General features: G+C 71.5%; 14 protein-coding genes and 3 tRNA genes. 2 read left to right on the top strand and 15 right to left on the bottom strand.

The features are described 5' to 3' along the window. From ACFQ7C_RS06535 to ACFQ7C_RS06520, 4 genes are all read right to left on the bottom strand, one after another. The gene (locus tag ACFQ7C_RS06535) at positions 1 to 786 is read right to left on the bottom strand and encodes an amino acid ABC transporter ATP-binding protein (protein WP_378898697.1); all 786 of its coding nucleotides are present in this window, start codon (positions 784 to 786) and stop codon (positions 1 to 3) included. Positions 787 to 1,015: 229 nt separating this feature from the next. Then, positions 1,016 to 1,858: a substrate-binding periplasmic protein gene (locus ACFQ7C_RS06530; RefSeq protein WP_378898696.1), complete on the bottom strand. Its 843-nt coding sequence runs from the start codon at positions 1,856 to 1,858 to the stop codon at positions 1,016 to 1,018. Positions 1,859 to 1,967: 109 nt separating this feature from the next. Continuing rightward, entirely contained in the window at positions 1,968 to 2,690 is a 723-nt protein-coding gene (locus tag ACFQ7C_RS06525) for an SDR family NAD(P)-dependent oxidoreductase (protein WP_378898695.1), read from the bottom strand. Then, the gene (locus ACFQ7C_RS06520; protein ID WP_378898694.1) at positions 2,687 to 3,403 is read right to left on the bottom strand and encodes an SDR family NAD(P)-dependent oxidoreductase; all 717 of its coding nucleotides are present in this window, start codon (positions 3,401 to 3,403) and stop codon (positions 2,687 to 2,689) included. Before ACFQ7C_RS06520 ends, ACFQ7C_RS06525 begins: the two co-directional genes overlap by 4 nt. Before the next feature lie 123 nt (positions 3,404 to 3,526). On the opposite strand from ACFQ7C_RS06520, the gene ACFQ7C_RS06515 reads away from it, so the two are divergent. Beyond that, positions 3,527 to 4,453: a LysR family transcriptional regulator gene (locus ACFQ7C_RS06515; RefSeq protein ID WP_378898693.1), complete on the top strand. Its 927-nt coding sequence runs from the start codon at positions 3,527 to 3,529 to the stop codon at positions 4,451 to 4,453. 245 nt (positions 4,454 to 4,698) lie between these two features. Here ACFQ7C_RS06515 and ACFQ7C_RS06510 read toward each other — a convergent pair. From ACFQ7C_RS06510 to ACFQ7C_RS06495, 4 genes are all read right to left on the bottom strand, one after another. Beyond that, positions 4,699 to 4,772, bottom strand: a tRNA-Met gene (locus tag ACFQ7C_RS06510). 34 nt (positions 4,773 to 4,806) lie between these two features. Then, positions 4,807 to 4,878 (bottom strand) — tRNA-Thr (locus tag ACFQ7C_RS06505). 63 nt (positions 4,879 to 4,941) lie between these two features. After that, on the bottom strand, positions 4,942 to 6,732 hold the full coding sequence (locus tag ACFQ7C_RS06500; RefSeq protein ID WP_378898692.1) for a peptidoglycan DD-metalloendopeptidase family protein: 1,791 nt from the start codon (positions 6,730 to 6,732) through the stop codon (positions 4,942 to 4,944). A 353-nt stretch (positions 6,733 to 7,085) separates the two neighbouring features. Then, complete coding sequence (locus tag ACFQ7C_RS06495) at positions 7,086 to 7,892, bottom strand: inositol monophosphatase family protein (protein WP_378898691.1); 807 nt, start codon at positions 7,890 to 7,892, stop codon at positions 7,086 to 7,088. Positions 7,893 to 7,992: 100 nt separating this feature from the next. On the opposite strand from ACFQ7C_RS06495, the gene ACFQ7C_RS06490 reads away from it, so the two are divergent. Continuing rightward, entirely contained in the window at positions 7,993 to 9,594 is a 1,602-nt protein-coding gene (locus tag ACFQ7C_RS06490) for a phytoene desaturase family protein (RefSeq protein WP_378898866.1), read from the top strand. 119 nt (positions 9,595 to 9,713) lie between these two features. On the opposite strand, the gene ACFQ7C_RS06485 is transcribed toward ACFQ7C_RS06490, so the two are convergent. The 7 genes from ACFQ7C_RS06485 to ACFQ7C_RS06455 form a co-directional block, all read right to left on the bottom strand. Then, positions 9,714 to 10,700 (bottom strand): hypothetical protein, encoded by a 987-nt coding sequence (locus tag ACFQ7C_RS06485; RefSeq protein WP_378898690.1) that lies wholly within the window; start codon positions 10,698 to 10,700, stop codon positions 9,714 to 9,716. 125 nt (positions 10,701 to 10,825) lie between these two features. Further along, the gene (locus ACFQ7C_RS06480; protein ID WP_378898689.1) at positions 10,826 to 11,383 is read right to left on the bottom strand and encodes a YbaK/EbsC family protein; all 558 of its coding nucleotides are present in this window, start codon (positions 11,381 to 11,383) and stop codon (positions 10,826 to 10,828) included. 60 nt (positions 11,384 to 11,443) lie between these two features. Further along, a tRNA-Tyr gene (locus ACFQ7C_RS06475) sits at positions 11,444 to 11,528 on the bottom strand. Positions 11,529 to 11,617: 89 nt separating this feature from the next. Continuing rightward, positions 11,618 to 12,529 carry a PfkB family carbohydrate kinase gene (locus ACFQ7C_RS06470; RefSeq protein ID WP_378898688.1) on the bottom strand — a complete coding sequence of 304 codons (912 nt, stop codon included), beginning with the start codon at positions 12,527 to 12,529 and terminating at the stop codon, positions 11,618 to 11,620. Next, entirely contained in the window at positions 12,526 to 13,026 is a 501-nt protein-coding gene (locus ACFQ7C_RS06465) for an FBP domain-containing protein (protein WP_378898687.1), read from the bottom strand. Before ACFQ7C_RS06465 ends, ACFQ7C_RS06470 begins: the two co-directional genes overlap by 4 nt. A 96-nt stretch (positions 13,027 to 13,122) precedes the next feature. Continuing rightward, positions 13,123 to 14,034 carry a bile acid:sodium symporter family protein gene (locus ACFQ7C_RS06460; protein ID WP_378898686.1) on the bottom strand — a complete coding sequence of 304 codons (912 nt, stop codon included), beginning with the start codon at positions 14,032 to 14,034 and terminating at the stop codon, positions 13,123 to 13,125. Between the two features lie 64 nt (positions 14,035 to 14,098). Further along, positions 14,099 to 16,078 carry a glycoside hydrolase family 13 protein gene (locus tag ACFQ7C_RS06455; RefSeq protein ID WP_378898685.1) on the bottom strand — a complete coding sequence of 660 codons (1,980 nt, stop codon included), beginning with the start codon at positions 16,076 to 16,078 and terminating at the stop codon, positions 14,099 to 14,101. Between the last annotated feature and the right edge of the window lie 63 nt (positions 16,079 to 16,141).

Raw genomic sequence — 16,141 nt, 5'->3', positions numbered from 1 at the left:
TCAGCGATCCAGCACGGCGCTGAGGAAGCGGCGGGTGCGCTCCTCGCGGGGGTCGGCCATGATCTGGGCGGGATCGCCCTCCTCGATGATGTGACCGTCGGCCATCACCACGAGGTGGTCCCCGACGTCGCGGGCGAACGACATCTCGTGTGTCACCACGATCATCGTCATGCCCGCGTCGGCGAGCTCGCGCATCACGGCGAGCACCTCGATGCCGACTTCGGGGTCGAGGGCGCTGGTGGGCTCGTCGAACAGCATCGCGCGGGGGTCGAGCGCGAGCGCCCGCACGATCGCGATGCGCTGCTGCTGGCCGCCGGAGCACCGGGCGGGGTGCTGGTGCGCCTTGTCCTTCAGCCCGACGCGCTCGAGGAGTGTGAGCGCGCGCGCCTCGGCCTCCTCGCGGCTGCGGCCCAGGATCTTCTCCTGAGGGAAGGCGACGTTGCGCAGCACCGAGAAGTGCGGGAACAGGTTGAAGGACTGGAAGACCATCCCCACCTGCCGGCGCAGCTGGAGGAGCTCGCGGTCCTTGACCTTGCGGCCCGCTTCGATGGTCTGGGTGCCGACGGTGACAGTGCCCTTGTCGGGGGTCTCCAGCAGGTTCACGCAGCGCAGCAGCGTGCTCTTGCCGGAGCCGGAGGGGCCGATCAGCGCGGTGACACTGCCGGGCTTGACCGAGATGGAGATGTCGTCGAGCACCAGGTGGTCGCCGTAGCTCTTCGACAGGTGCGAGATCTCGACTCCCGCGTGGGCGATCGCGTTGCTCTGGGTGATCAGTCCGGGGTTCATGGGGACTCCTCGGGAAATGGTGCCGGGGGCCGGCGGGGGGCCCGCGCCCCGCCCCGGGGCCCCGGGGGGGGGGTGGGGGGCGGGGGGGGGGATGTGGTGGGGCTGGCCGCGGGCGGGGGGGGGGGGGGCGTGGGGGGGGAGGGTGGGGGGGAGGGCGCGGGCGGGGGGTGTGGGGCCCGCGGGGGGACTGGGGGCGGGGCGCGGGGGTGCCGCCGCCCCCCGGCGCCTGTCAGCGGATGGAGGTCTCGGCGACGTCGGCCGGCACGAGCAGGCTGGCCGGCAGGTCGTAGTCGGCGAGCACCGCCTCGAGCGTGCCGTCCTCACGGAACCGGTCGATGTGCTCGCTGATCGCATCCGACAGCGCGATGTTCTCCTTCGCGATGGGGAAGGCGATGATGGGCATCGAGGTCGTGATGGCGATCCGCTCGTCGACCTCGGCCGGCTCCACCGTGAAGTCGGTGCCGGCGTAGGCGACCGTGGCCACGGCGTAGCCGTCCAGGGCCGCCTGGATGCGGCCGCTGACGAGGTCCTGCTTGGTCTCGACCGTGCCCGGGTAGGTCTTCAGGTGGTCGCCGAGCACGGCGCTCATGTCGCCTTCCCACGAGAACCCGGCGACGCTGCCGACATCGCCGGCCGACTCCAGCTCGGTGACCGTGGTGAGGCCGTCCTTGGAGATGATGCCCATGCTGTCGTAGAAGGTCGGGGCGGTGAACCCGACCTGCTCGGCGCGGGCTTCGGTCACGTACCAACCGCCGGTGATCAGGTCCGCCTTCTTCTGCTCGCTGATCATCGGGATGCCGTTCGCGTACGTGATCGGCACGAACGCGATGTTCAGGCACTCAGCGGCCGCGACCTTCTTGATGAGATCGATCTCGAGCCCTGCTGCGTCAGACCCCTTCGTCTGGGTGTAGGGCAGGTTCTCGGGCACGCCGACGGTGAGCGTTCCGGCGGTGTAGGTGGTGAGGCCCTCGTGCGCGGGCTCGCAGCTCGCATCGACGTGGGATGCTGCGGCACCGGCGCAGCCGGCGAGGGCGAGGCCGGCCAGGCTCAGGGCGGCGATGGCGGCTGACATTCGCCGCGGGAGGGTTCGGGTGTTCATCGGGTTTCTCTTCTCTGTGGGGGGTGGAGCTGTGGATGCGGGTGGTGCGGGTTTCTGATCGAGGGGCGGACGGTGGCTCGGGTCAGACGGCGGTGAGGCCGCCGTCGATGGTGAAGACGGATCCGGTCACGAACGACGCGGCGGGCGAGATGAGGTACTCGACCAGCGGGGAGATCTCGTCAGCGTGCGCGCGGCGGCCGAGCGGCGTGAGCGAGGACGTCCCTCCGGCGGGCTCGTCCTCGTTCATGGCGGTCGACACACCTCCGGGGCAGATGACGTTGACACGGGCCCGCGGTGCGAGCTCCACCGCCGCGACGCGGGTCAGGGCGATCACAGCTGCCTTCGAGGCCGCGTAGGCGCCGTATCCGGCGCTGCCGACGAGGGCGGCGGTCGACGACACGTTGACGATCGATCCGCCGGTCACGAGGAGCGGCGCGATGGCCCGGATGCCGAGGAACGCGCCGTGCACGTTCACCCGCTCGTGCAGCCGCCAGCTGTCGAGGCTCGTGTCGGCGATCGCGGCGTAGCGGAGGACGCCCGCGTTGTTGACGAGCGCGCGCACCCGGTGCTTCGCGCCGGACAGCTCGGCCGCGAGCGCGGCCCACGAGTCCTCGTCGGTGACGTCGAGGTGGCGGTACACCGCGTCGCCGCCGGAGGCCCGCAGCACCGCCGCGGTGTTCTCGCCCTCCGCATCGAGCACGTCGGTGAGCACGACGCGGGTTCCTCCGCGGGCGAGGTGGGCGGCGTGAGCGGCACCCTGACCGCGGGCGGCTCCCGTGATGATGATCGTGTCGGGCGTGCTCATCGGATCACGTCCCCGCCGGAGAGCACGACCGTCTCGCCGGTCATGAACGCGACCGCGCCCGGGGTCGACAGCAGCAGCACCCAGTCGGCGATCTCCTCGGGCTGCGCGACCCTGCCGAGCGGGATGCCGGCGGCGGCAGCATCCATGCGTCCTGTCGCTGCGTTTCCAGGCGTCGCGACCCAGCCGGGAGCGATGCCGTTCACTCGGATGCCGGCGGGTGCGAGCTCGAGGGCCAGCGCCTTCGTGAGCATCACGACCGCGGCCTTCGAAGCCCCGTAGAGCAGCTGGCCGGGCGAGACCGTGAACGCGTCCACCGACGCGAAGTTGACGATGGACGAGCTGTCGATCAACCGCGGGCGGGCCGCGGCGATCACGTTCAGGATGCCGAGCACGTTGATGTCGAAGATGCGCCGGTACGTCGACTCGTCGTACGTCTCGAGAGTGGTGGGCGGGTAGACGCCGGCGATGTTCGCGACGGCGTGGATGGACTCGCCGATCGGGAGCAGCTCGCCCAGCGCCCGCTCGAGTTCCTCGCGGGAGCGCACGTCGACGACAGCCGACAGGTAGGTGCCGGGGGCGGCGGCGTCCACGGCGCTCTCGACGACGTCGAGGCCGACGACCCGCCATCCGGAGCGCAGGAACGTCTGGACGGTGGAAAGTCCCATCCCGGATGCTGCTCCCGTGACGACGACGGTGCGCTGAGTGCCCTGCATGTGAGTTCCGGCCTTTCGATGCGTTTTGGCTGTTGGGAACCCAGTGCACCAGGCTTGAATAACCAGGGCAATGCTTGGTCGCGGATGGTAGACATAGGTTGAACCTTGAGAATGGAGCTCGTCATGGCACTCCCCACCGTCCGCCAGCTGGAGTACTTCGTCTCGGCCGCACGTGTCGGAACGTTCGCGGGAGCGGCCGCCGAGCATCACATCGCACAGCCGAGCCTTTCGGAGCAGATCAATGTGCTCGAAACCTCGCTAGGCGTCACACTCTTCACGCGGACGTCGCGCCGGCTCCTGCTGACGGACGCCGGCAAGCAGCTGCTGCCGCTCGCGGAGCGCACATTGAGCGATGCGCGCGAGCTCGCCGACTGGAGCAAAAGGCTGCGGTCGCTCGAGGAGGGCACCGTCTCATTCGGCACGTTCAACAGTGCGCACCTGTATCTGCTCACCGACCTGATCCGCGAGTTCCACGAGCTGTACCCGTCGGTGCGCATCCAGGTGGTCGGCCTCAACTCGTCGGAGGTTGCCGACGAAGTGCGTGAAGGTCACCTCGAGGCCGGGCTCGTCCAGCTGCCCGTCGACGATCGAGAGCTCGAGCTGACGCCGTCGGTCTTCCGCGATCAGGCCGTGTACGTGTCACGCAACCCCGAGCACACGACGGGGCCGATCGACATCGCGACCCTCGCGTCGCGGCCGCTCATCCTGTCGGAGGCGCGCTGGTCGAACGACGACCCGCTGCGCGTCTCGCTCACGGAGCGGGCGCAGCGCGAGGGGGCCGTGATCCACCCGATCGTCGAGGTCGAGTTCCAGACGCACGCCCTCGAGCTCGCTGCGCAGGGCGTCGGCGACTCCCTCGTCTCCTTCCACGTCGGACGCCAGTTCATGCAGGCGCGCGGACTCTCGTGGGCGCCGCTGGATCCTCCCATCGTCGAGCACTACGCGTTCGTGACACGCAAGGGCGGCGCCATCTCCCCCGCCACAGCGCAATTCATGCGGCTCGCCCACAGGATCCTGCAGCGCATCGCGCGCGACGCCCCGCCCCTGTAGAAGCAGACGACCGGCGCGGCACCGGCACTGACGCGGCGGTCACACCCGCGCCCGACTCCTCCCCACGAGGGTGCATGCGATGACGAGACCGGCGCCGAGAGCGATGAGCGCGCCCCCGAGCACGACCCCACGGAGCGGGTGATTCCGCTCCCGTGGCGGGGAGTGAGCCGCCGCCCGACCGCGCCACGCGGCACACAGGCCCCCGCCGACGACAAAACCCCCGGAGATCCGGGGGTTTTCATCTGTAGCAGGAGCGGGGCTTGAACCCGCGACCTCACGATTATGAGTCGTGCGCTCTCACCAACTGAGCTACCCTGCCAAACACATCCAACGGTCACGAATTGGATGCTGCGAGCCCCGAGTCAGGATTGAACTGACGACCCCTTCCTTACCATGGAAGTGCTCTGCCACTGAGCTATCGGGGCGTGCTGCCCGCAAGCAGGCAACTAGAAGAGGATACCAGAGCCGCGGCATCCTTCCGAACCGGCTCAACCCACCGTGTGGGTCCCGTCGGTGTACTGCTGCAGCCACGGCCACGGGTCGATGGCGGTGGTGCCGTTCTTGAGGAGCTCGAAGTGCGTGTGGGCACCGTACGAGCGTCCAGTGTTGCCGGTGCGGCCGAGGACGGTGCCGACCGTCACGCGCTGACCCTGGCTCACCTGCAGCGACCCGTACTGCATGTGCGCGTAGTGGCTCGAGATCAACTGGCCGTCGACGATGTGGTCGATGATCACGTGCACGCCGTAGGCGCCGCCGGCCTCGGAGGCGACGCGGACGGTGCCGTCGGCGATCGCCTGGATCGGCGCGCCGTTGCCCGGCGTGAAGTCGATGCCCTCGTGCATGCGGCCGGAGCGCATGCCGAAACCGTACGACATCGTCACTCCGACCGCGAAGGGCCACTGGATGTTCGAGTTCTGGTTGTTGTGGAACAGGTTCGAGAAGTTGCGGATGCCGGCCTCGGACGCGAGCTGGGCCGTCGTCGTGGTCGAGTAGTTCTCGGTGCGCTGCAGGGTGTCGCTCTGCGCGTCGCCCGGAGCCACATAGGCCTGGATCTCGGCCTCGTCGATCACCGGAGCCGTGTTGTCGCCCGCGGCGAGCACCGACAGCGAGGTTTCCGTTCCGCTGACCGCGGCGACCGCTTCGGCGGGGGTGGTCATGCCGACGGCCATCAGACCGACGATGCCGAAGACGCCGACCGAGAACGACGCGGTGGCGACGCGCTTGAAGGCGGAGCCGCGACGCGCCTGCGACCGGCGAGGCGCCGCGTGCGGGGCGGTCTCCTCGGCAGCAGCGTGGGCCTCGGCCTCGGGCGCGGCCTGCTGGACGGGGGTCTCCCCCGTGAACGAGAACAGGCGGGACGCCGCCTCGAACTCGTCGACTCCGGATGCTGCGGGCTGCGGGATCGGGCCGGTGAGCGGTTCGATGCGCTCGGTGCGGGGACGCTCGGCACGCGCACGCGCAGCGCGCTCCTCGACGGGCTGCGACGGCGCGCGGTCTGCGACCGGCTGCGCGGCGGGCACCGCCTGCGCGGCGGTCGCGGTCGTCGACGGCTCTGCGACACGCGGGGCCGCGACCGTCGGCTGCTCGGCACGCTGCGGAGCCGCGGGCGCCGGGGACTCTTCGCGCCGCGTCGCGGTTGTCGGCTGCGGGGCGGCCGTCTCCACGACGGGGGCGGTGGAGGCGGCCTCGGCGGCCAGGAGCTTCGCGAAGGTCTCGGCCATCCACGTCGAAGCGCCCTCAGCAGGCGTCGCGTCGGCGGCGGGCGCGGCCACAGCGGTGGTGGAGGCGGGCGACTCGGCGATCGCGACAGGCTCGAGGAGCTCGAACGGCTCCGCCGGCGCGAGCACGGTGTCGAGAAGCGGTGCCGGCTCTTCGCGGGTCGGCAGTTCGGCCTCGAACGCGGCGGCCGGACGCTCGGGCTCCGCGGGGGCGACGGGCGCGATCGGCGGCACGACCGTCACAGGCTGCTCGCCGGTCTGGGCACGACGCGAGCGACGGCTCGCCTGCCCCGCGGCGGGTGCGGCTGCCGCCGAACGCGCGCGGACGCGGGGCGCGGCGGGCGCGACGACCGGTGCGGAAGCGACCGGGAGCTCCACCGACGACGGACCAGGAGCGACGACCTCTGCGGTCGGCTCGGCCGAGACAGACGGGGCGGTTGCAGCCACGGGCGCCTGCGTCGTGGGCGCCTCGGCGGCCGGCGTCAGATACGTCGTCGCCTCGTGCTTGGTCGCGACGGCAGCATCCGTCATCCGCTTCGCGTCGACAGGACGGCCCCACACGACCGCGGGACGCTCGGGAGCCGTGCTCGCCGCCTGGCGCCGTGCGGTCGCACGGCCGGCCCCGGGAGTCTCCGGCGTCGCCTGAACAGGCGTTGCGGAGGTTCGGCTGGACCGGCGCGTGGGCGCAGATCCGGCCTGGGGGGCGTCGAAAGGCAAAGCGGAGTCGGGCTCTCGGGTCGTGCCGCGACGGGGGGTGTTCGCGACAAGGCGGTCTTCGGGCTAGGACCACTTCACCGTTTCGGGGCGGTGAAGGTAACGATCGGGTAAACCCTACCCCGGGCGTCCTGGGAATGCCATGTGCGGCTCGGATTTCATGGCGCGCGTCGCATGAGGATTCGATGAGAGTCGCCGTCTCAACGCAGTCCGGCGGCCTCCGCGAGGCGGTCGAAGATCGCCGGAGCCGCGGCGACGACAAGGGGCTCCCGCCAGCCGCCATCGGGCTTCGCACGACCGAAGCGACCGCCGGCCTCGGTCACGAGGAGGGACCCCGCGGCGAGGTCCCACGGGGCCAGGCCGCGCTCGAAGTAGCCGTCGAGACGACCGGCCGCGACGTACGCGAGGTCGCTGGCCGCCGACCCGCCGCGGCGCAGGTCGCGCGCAGGCACGGCGGGCATCACGCGGCCGATGAGCTCGATGTCGCCGGGCCGCGTCGCCGGGTCGTAGCCGAAGCCGGTCGCGAGCAGCGCGCCGGCGCCGCCGACCTCCGCGTTGACGGCCAGGCGGTTCACACCCAGCCACGCCCCCTCGCCCCGGGCGGCGTGGAACATCTCGCCCAGGACCGGGGTGTAGACGACGCCCGCCAGCGCCTCCCACTCGCCGGGAGTCGGCTCGCCCTGCACCGCGGCGATGCTCACCGCGTACGACGGGATGCCGTAGGCGTAGTTCACGGTGCCGTCGATGGGATCGACGACCCAGGTCACGCCGCTCGCGCTGCGCGCGCCCCCGGTCTCCTCCCCGAGGAAGCCGTCGTCGGGGCGGGCAGCCGTCAACCGGGTGCGGATCAGCGCCTCGACCTCGCGGTCGGCCTCGGTGACGATGTCGGCGAGCGCGGTCTTGGTCGCCGCGATCGCGACGCCGGCGTCGCGGCGCACCCGCGCGAGCTCGCCCGCCTCGCGGGCGATGTCGATGGCCAGGGATTCGAGGTCGTGCTCGAGGCTCATGCCTCCACGCTATCGGGCGGGACGCTCCGTCCGGCCCGGGCAGTCCCGACGACGGGCGGCTGCCGGGGCCGCGGCGCTGAGCCTGGGTAGCGTGGAGCTCATGGTCGCCGACGCCCGTTCCGCTCGTTCCCCGTTCTACGACGTCGCCATCGTCGGCGGCGGTCACAACGCCCTCGTCGCCGCCGCGTACCTCGCGCGGGCCGGACGCTCGGTCGTCGTCCTCGAGCGACTCGGCCACGTCGGCGGCGCCGCCGTGTCGGAGCGGCCGTGGGCGGGTGTCGACGCGCGGCTGTCGCGCTATTCCTACCTCGTGAGCCTGCTGCCGCAGCGCATCATCGACGACCTGGGTGTCGGCATCCGTCTCCTCCGCCGCCGCTACTCCTCCTACACACCCGATCCCGCGGACGCGTCTCGCGGAATCCTGATCGACACGGCGGATGCTGCCGCCACCGCCGACTCGTTCGCCCGCGTCACCGGCAGCACGGCAGAGGCGAGGCGGTTCGGGGAGTTCTCCGACCGCATCGCACCCGTCGCGCGCCTGCTCTTCCCGTCGATGACGCAGCCGCTGCCCCGGCGCGGCCAGGTGCGGGAGGAACTCGGCGACGACGGCCTCTGGACCGACCTTTTCGAGCGCCCGCTGGGTGCGATGCTCCGCTCGTCGTTCGACACCGACATCGCCCGCGGCATCGCCCTCACCGACGGCCTCATCGGCACATTCGCCTCGGCCGACGACGAGAGCCTGCGCCAGAACCGCTGCTTCCTGTACCACGTGATCGGCGGCGGAACCGGGCACTGGGACGTGCCCGTGGGCGGCATGGGTCGCGTCAGCGCCGAGCTGTCACGTGCCGCCGTCGAGGCCGGCGCCGAGGTGCGCACCGACGCCGATGTCGTGGCGGTGACGCCGGACGGCGAGATCACCCTCGCCGATGGAGGTGCGGTGCATGCGCGACTGGTGCTGAGCGGCGTCGGCCCCGCCGTGCTCGACCGGCTCCTCGCGGTCGGCGGCGCCGGCGCATCGGCTCTCGGTGCGGTCGTTCCGGAGGGCGCGCAGCTCAAGGTCAACATGCTGCTGCGGCGCCTCCCCCGTCTCCGCGACGACCGCGTCGCCCCCGAGGGCGCGTTCGCCGGCACCTTCCACGTCAACGAGACCATGACCCAGCTCGACGACGCGTACCGGGCGGCGGCGGGCGGCAGCATCCCTGATCCCCTCCCTGCCGAGATCTACTGCCACTCGCTCACCGACCCGACGATCCTCGGCCCCGAGCTGCGGGCAGCGGGCGCGCAGACCCTGACACTGTTCGGTCTGCAGCTGCCGCACCGCCTCCTCGAGGGACGGGACACGGATGCTGCGCGCACAGCGCTCCTCGAGGCGGCCCAGCGCTCGCTCGACGCGGTGCTGGCGGAGCCGATCGCCGACTGCGTCTACGAGGCACCGGACGGCACCCCGTGCGTCGAGGCGCGGACGACCGCCGACCTGGAGCGTTCGCTCGGCATGGCGGGCGGCGACATCTTCCACGGACCGCTCTCGTGGCCGTGGGCGGGCGACGACGAGCCGCTCGACACCCCGGCGCAGCGCTGGGGCGTTGCGACGCACCATCCGAGCGTCCTGCTGTGCGGCTCCGGCGCGCGCCGCGGCGGCGCGGTCAGCGGCCTCGGCGGTCACAACGCCGCGATGGCCGCGCTCGAGCTGCTCGGGCACTGACCCGGCGCGGTCAGTTCACCTGTTCTCACCGAGATCACACGTCGTGCCCGCGCGTAACGCGTGCACTCGGCGAGAGCACGTGATGTGGACGGATGCCGCGGCCCGAGGGCCCTCGGCACTCAGGGACGCGGCGGCAGCGGCGGAGGCGGCGGGTAGCCCTCGTACCCGGGCTGCGTCGTCGGCTGCTGCGGAGTGACCGGCTCAGGGGCCGGTGCCGGCAGCTCGGTCGACGGCGTCGGCTCGATCCGCGCGAACACGTGCGCGCCCGGCGACGGGTAGCCCGTGTAGTACGCGTTCCAGTCCGGCGAGCCGTCCGGGAGCATCGGCAGCGGCGTGACCGCATCGACGTAGTTAGGCCACGGCAGGAGGTCCTGGGTGGCAGGCGCGGCGGGTGCGGCGAGCGCGGCGGGGCCGACGGGCGCCGCCTGCACGGGGTAGACCACGTGGGGCCGGGGCTTCTTCGGCGCGAAGAGGATGTTCACGAGGGGGACGAGCGCCGTGCCGACGGCGGCGAGGATCGCGACGGCGACCACGATGCGCCAGTAGATGTCGGCGAAGTAGAACCACTCCCAGAACGCCAGCGGAATGATCAGCAGGGCCGCCAGCCCGACGACGAGCGCGATCGTGACGATGAACACCGCGCGGGTGAAGGCCGTGTCGTGGCGCTGGAACGCCTTGAAGTACAGACGTACGTGCAGCAGCACCAGCTGGAGAATGAGCACGATGAGCAGGAACTGGATGACCCGCGAGAATCCGAGCCAGGGGAAGCGCTCCGGCATCCAGATCATGATCGCGCCGAGCAGGAGCGCGATGATCCACGAGGCCATGCTCGCCAGGGCGAACCAGGCGGGCCGACGGGGTGCGAGGTGCGCATCGAGGATCGCGACCCCCGCGAACGCGACGAGCAGCAGGATCGTCAGGAACGCGCGGCCGACGAGACCGTTCTGGCCGCCGACCAGCACCCAGACCACGCAGACCAGCGCGGCAGCGATGAGGGCGCCGATCGCCACCCAGATGGCGACCCGCAGCAACGGCGAGGGCGAGGCATCCGTGTGCGCGGCATCCGCTGCGGGGGCGGGCGTCGCATACGGGTCGGGCGCGGTCATGGCGTTCCTCTCGTGACGCGGGCGGAGTGCCTGCACCGCCCATCCTGACACGCCGACCGGCGGCGCGTGGGAGCGATCGCGCACCGGCGGTCGGCGCCCGCCACGACAGGGGACGGACGGATGCCTCAGCCCGCCGCGCGTCCGAGACCGTCGACGAGTTCGGCGCCCGGCAGCGCGAGCAGAGCGCTGCCCGGCAGGAACAGCTTGCTGCCGCGCACTCCCCCGCCGATGACGACCTCCGGCGCCGCCGCCACGGCGGCGTCGACGAGGATCGGCCAGCCGGCCGGAAGCCCGATGGGCGTGATGCCGCCGTACTCCATGCCGGTGAGCGCCACCGCCTCGTCCATCGGCGCGAACGAGGCGCTGCGCACGTCGAGGCGCTTGCGCACGATGCCGTTGACGTCGGCGCGCGTCGTCGCGAGCACCATGCACGCGGCGAACCTCACGTCCCCGCCGCGCTTGCCCTTCACGACGACGCAATTGGCAGACGCCTCCGGAGCGACGCCATAGCGCTCACAGAACGCGGCCGTGTCCGCGAGCGCGGCGTCGATCGCGGCAACGCCCACCGTCGCGGCGACCGCGGGATCGAGCAGCGCGAGCCCGCTCGCGACCACGGGGCTGACGAGCTCGGGATGCCGCGTCGCAGCCTCCGCGGTGAGGGTGCCGGTGGCGGTCCAGGTCATCGCCTCAGGCTAGCCGCCCCGAGAACCACGAAGCGCCCCGCGGAGCGGGGCGCTTTCGGATGGTGGCGAGTGAGGGATTCGAACCCCCGAAGTCTAAGACGGCTGATTTACAGTCAGATCCCTTTGGCCGCTTGGGTAACTCGCCAGGTGCGCACCCGTCCGACTTTTCCAGACGACCGGAGGCGCGATCCACCATCTTACGCGTAGATCCCCGAGGTCCGAAATCGAGCCGGTTCAGGTGCCGATGCGGTCGAGATCGAGGCTGTCGAGCGCGCTCGGAGTGCGCAGCAGCGCCCCCTCGAAGCGGCACGTCGCGGCCGCGGCATCCATCGCGGACTGCAGCACCGCCTCCCAGTCCTCGGCGGTGGCGGGCGTGCCCGCGACGAGCGCGGCGATCGTCGCGGCGAAGGCCGCGTCGCCCGCGCCCATCGTGTCGACGATGCGGCCCGGCAGATTCGAGATCGGCCGGGTCACGACCACGTCGCCCGCTTCGATCGTGGCGCCGGCGGCGCCCTCGGTCGCCAGCACCGCACGGGCGCCGACGTCGACGAGGTGCGCGCGCAGCGCGTCGAGCCGCTCGTCGTAGAGGAGGACGGCATCGTCCTCTCCGACCTTGACGAGTGCGGCACCGGCGGCCAGTCGCTCGAAGCCGCGCACGAACTCGTCCGTGTCGTGCATCATGCCCGTGCGGGGGTTGGGATCCACGGCGACGGATGCTGCCGCCCCGGCGATCGCGTCGGCCAGCTCGGCGGCCTGCGCGGCGTCGTCGAAGGCGAAGCAACTGACGACCACGAGGTCGGCGTCCGCGAACGCCTTCCGCTCGGCCTCGCCGAAGCGGATCCGCCGCTTCTGCGACGCCTCGTTGAACTCGTACACCGGCTCGCCGGCCCCCGAGCGGGTGCTCACCGCGCGCGCCGTGCCGAGCAGCGACGGCGTCGCCAGGAGGTCGACGCCGAAGTCGGCGAGGTAGCGGCGCACGCGCGACGCAGGCTCGTCGTCGCCGAGCATCGCGACGAGCGTCGCGGGCACGCCGAGCCGCGAGAGTCCCACCGCGACGTTGAGCGCCGCCCCGCCGACGAACTCGCGCACGCCATGGCCGTCGCGCAACTCGTCGATGAGCGCGTCGCCCACCACGACGACGGTCATCGCCGCACGCCCGCGGTCTCGAGCACGCGTCCGACGAACGCCTCTGTGCGGCGGCGCGTGCCGTCGATCTTCAGGTCGACGCTCGCGCGCACCTCGTTCGGGGCGAGCGGGGGCGCCAGCCGCACGTTCTCGTGGCACGACAGGTCGGCGCAGATATACGTCCCCACGCTGTCGCCGTGCGCACCGGCTTCGCCGGCCTTGCGGGCGGTGTACATGGTGACCTGATCGGCCGGCTGCATCGTGTGGCACAGGTTGCACAGCGCCGCTCGCGCGTGGGACGACCCCTCCGCGCCGCGCAGCACGATGCCCGCGGGCTCGCCGTCGATCTCGGCTACCAGATACCCGCGCCCGCGCGTGCGCGGGTCGCGCCACGCCAGGAAATCGAGGTGATCCCAGTCGGTGATCATGAAGTCGGCGGGCAGGGCGACGAGTCGCAGCTCGTCGGCGGAGGCGTTCACGAACGATGAACGCAACTCATCCTCGGTCAGTGGGCGCATGGCACCTCCTCGCCCGCCCAGTCTACGAAGGACGACGGATGCCGCCACCCCGCGTGTTCGCGCACGCGGGGGCGGCAGCATCCGTCGTCCTCATCGTCAGGCCGACGCCGCCGGCGCCGCGGCGTCGTCCGTGCGGTCGGGAACGGAGCCGTCCGCGGCGGCCGAGCGGTCGCGGATGAGGAAGCCGAACCCGAACGCGATGAAGAACATCAGGACGCCGTACACGGCCGCGGGCAGCGACAGCTCGACCGAGCCGAGCACCGTCTGCGCGATGACGATGGCGAGCGTCGCATTGTGGATGCCGATCTCGAACGACGACGCGATCGACTGCCTCTTGCCCACCTTGACCAGGCGCGGGGCGAAGTAGCCGACGGTGAGGCTGATGAGGCAGAACACGATCGTGATGAGCGAGAGCCGGCCGAAGTTCTCGAGCAGCAGCGCCCAGTTCTGCGCGACGGCGCCGGCGATCACGACGACGAGGATGACGACCGACGCGATGCGCACCGGCTTGTCCATCGCTTTCGCGAAGCGCGGCCAGAACCGGCGCACGATCATGCCGAGGGCGACCGGCAGCAGCACGATCGCGAAGACCTCCACGGTCTTGGCCCACTGCAGGCCGAGCTGGTCGTCGAACGGGTTGAAGTAGAGGATCGCGAGGTTCGTGATGAGCGGAAGCGTGAACACGGCGATCACCGAGTTCACGGCCGTGAGCGAGATATTCAGGGCCACGTCGCCCCGGAACAGATGGCTGTAGAGGTTGGCGGTGGTGCCGCCCGGCGACGCCGCGAGCATCATCATGCCGACCGCGAGGATCGGCGGCAGCTGGAACGCGAGCACGAGCCCGAAGCAGATGAGGGGCAGCAGCACGAGCTGGCACAGCAGCGCGACGATCACCGCCTTCGGCTGCTTGAGGACGCGGGCGAAGTCGCCGAGGGTGAGGCTCAGGCCGAGCCCGAACATGATGATTCCGAGGGCCACGGGCAGGCCGATGGTGGTCAACGCTGACATGGGACTCAGTGTGTCAAACGATGCGACTGCGTGTCACGCGTTGTCCACAGCCGTCCCGGTGCCGTCAGGCGGACTCGACCTCTTCCGCCGGCGTGGTCTCGTCCGCCGAGGCGACACCGCGCGAGACCTCGTCGGCCTGCGCGCCGGCGTCGGGCTGCGGAGCCGGAACGCTGACGCCCGCCAGGCGCCAGACCGCGAACGCCGGACCGTCCGCCGACAGCAGCACGGCGCCGTCACCGGCTACCGCGAGGGTCGCGTCGCCGAAGGCGGCCTCGGCGCCGGCCGCTCCGGGCAGTGCGCCGGGCGCGAGCTCGACGTCGGCGTCGCCCTTGGCAGCCAGCACGAGCAGCGTCTCTTCGGCGGATTCGCGGACGAACACGACGAACCCGTCGTCGACGTGCACCCAGCGGAGGCCCCCGGTCGACAGCACCGGGTGAGCGTGGCGCAGGGCGATCAGGTCGCGGTACAGCGCGAGGCGCTCGGCCACCGCGGGCTGGGCTTCGGTGCCCCACGGGATCGGCGTGCGGCTCGCCTCGCCGTCGACGCCGACGAGGCCGAACTCATCGCCCGCGAAGACCACGGGAAGCCCCGGCAGGGTCATCATGAGCCCGGCCGCCACCGGCACCGTTCCGGGCGCCGCGTTGGTGGCGAAGCGGCCGGTGTCATGCGTGTCGAGCGGCTGCATGTTGCCCAGGCGCACGCGCCACGGGATGCCTGCGGTGAACCGCACCACAGCCTCGACGAACTCCCTCGCGGTGTAGCGCGGGATGCCGCCGATCGGCTGCGTGAAGAACCACGGCTCGGTCTCCTCGCGGCCGTCGTACGTGAGGTACGGGGCGTGCGTCGGCTCGGAGAGCCAGCCCCACACCGGCCTCGTGAACGACGGGTACGTCATCGCGCCGTGCCAGCCGTCGCCCTGCAGGTCGCTCGCGGCGTCGTTCGTCGATTCGCCGAGCAGGATCGTGTCGGGGTTGATCTCGATCATGGTCTTGCGCAGCAGCTGCCGCACCTCGGCATTGAGGTCGACGGCGCCGAGACGCCCCGTCATGTTGGCGACGTCGATGCGCCAGCCGTCGGCCGAGTACGGCGGCTTCAGCCACTTCGCGACCACCGAGTCGGGGCCCTCGATGAACCGGTCTCGCAGCTCCTGCGACGCCCAATTGAACTTGGGCAGCGTCGGCACGCCGAGCCACGACGCGTACTGGGTGTTCGCCTCGTCGGTGAAGTAGTAGAACTCCTCCTCCGGCGCGCCGGGGTGGCCCAGCGCCGCCTGGAACCACTCGTGCCGATCGCCCGAGTGGTTGCTCGTGAGATCGCCGATGACACGGATGCCGCGGGCATGCGCCGCCTCGATGAGCCGGATGTACGCCTCATCGCCGCCGAGGAGCGGGTCGACGCGGTCGAAGCTCGACGCGTCGTAGCGGTGGTTCGACGCGGCCGGGAAGATCGGCGTGAGGTACAGCAGGTCGACGCCGAGCGCGACGAGGTGGTCGAGCTTCTCGATGACGCCGTCGAGGTCGCCGCCGTAGAACTGCTGCGATCGCCCCGGCACGACCGGGTCGACGGGCTCGTCCCACTTCGCCGGGATCGCCCAGTCCGGTGTCGGATGAGTGTCGGCCTGCGCCGACCGCGCGAAGCGATCGGGGAACACCTGGTACATCACGGATTCGGTGAGCCACGCGGGCGGCGCCGGGTACGCGACGAGGGCGAAGTCCTCGGCGTCGAGCGTCTCGATCGTGTGCAGCCCGGTCTGGTTCAGCCATTCGACGCGCCCGCCCTCGTGGAGGAGCACCCAGCGGTAGCCGTGCCGCGGGTTGCGGACCGTCACGGGTGCCTCCCACCACTCCCAGCCGTCCGCGGCGCCGAGGGGCGCAGCATCCGTCCATTCCGGCTCGTGATCGGGGTTCGAGCGCGTGCGCACCGCCGCCAGGGGGCCGTAGCCGGCCGGCACGCGCAGCCGCACGGTGACCACGTCGCCGAGCTGCGGCGCGAGGTCGGACACGTACAGCGGCGAGCCGTCGTGGTGAGGGAGGAGGGTCGTCATGGCTCGGCCTTTCGTCAGGCGGGCGGTGGCGGTGCTCGCCTCGATCATCGCAGAGCGGATGCT

This window comes from Microbacterium sp. NPDC056569, assembly GCF_042793475.1.
Taxonomy (GTDB): domain Bacteria; phylum Actinomycetota; class Actinomycetes; order Actinomycetales; family Microbacteriaceae; genus Microbacterium.
The sequence above is the reverse complement of the archived record's forward strand: the minus strand, read 5'-3'. Positions and strand labels throughout refer to the sequence as shown.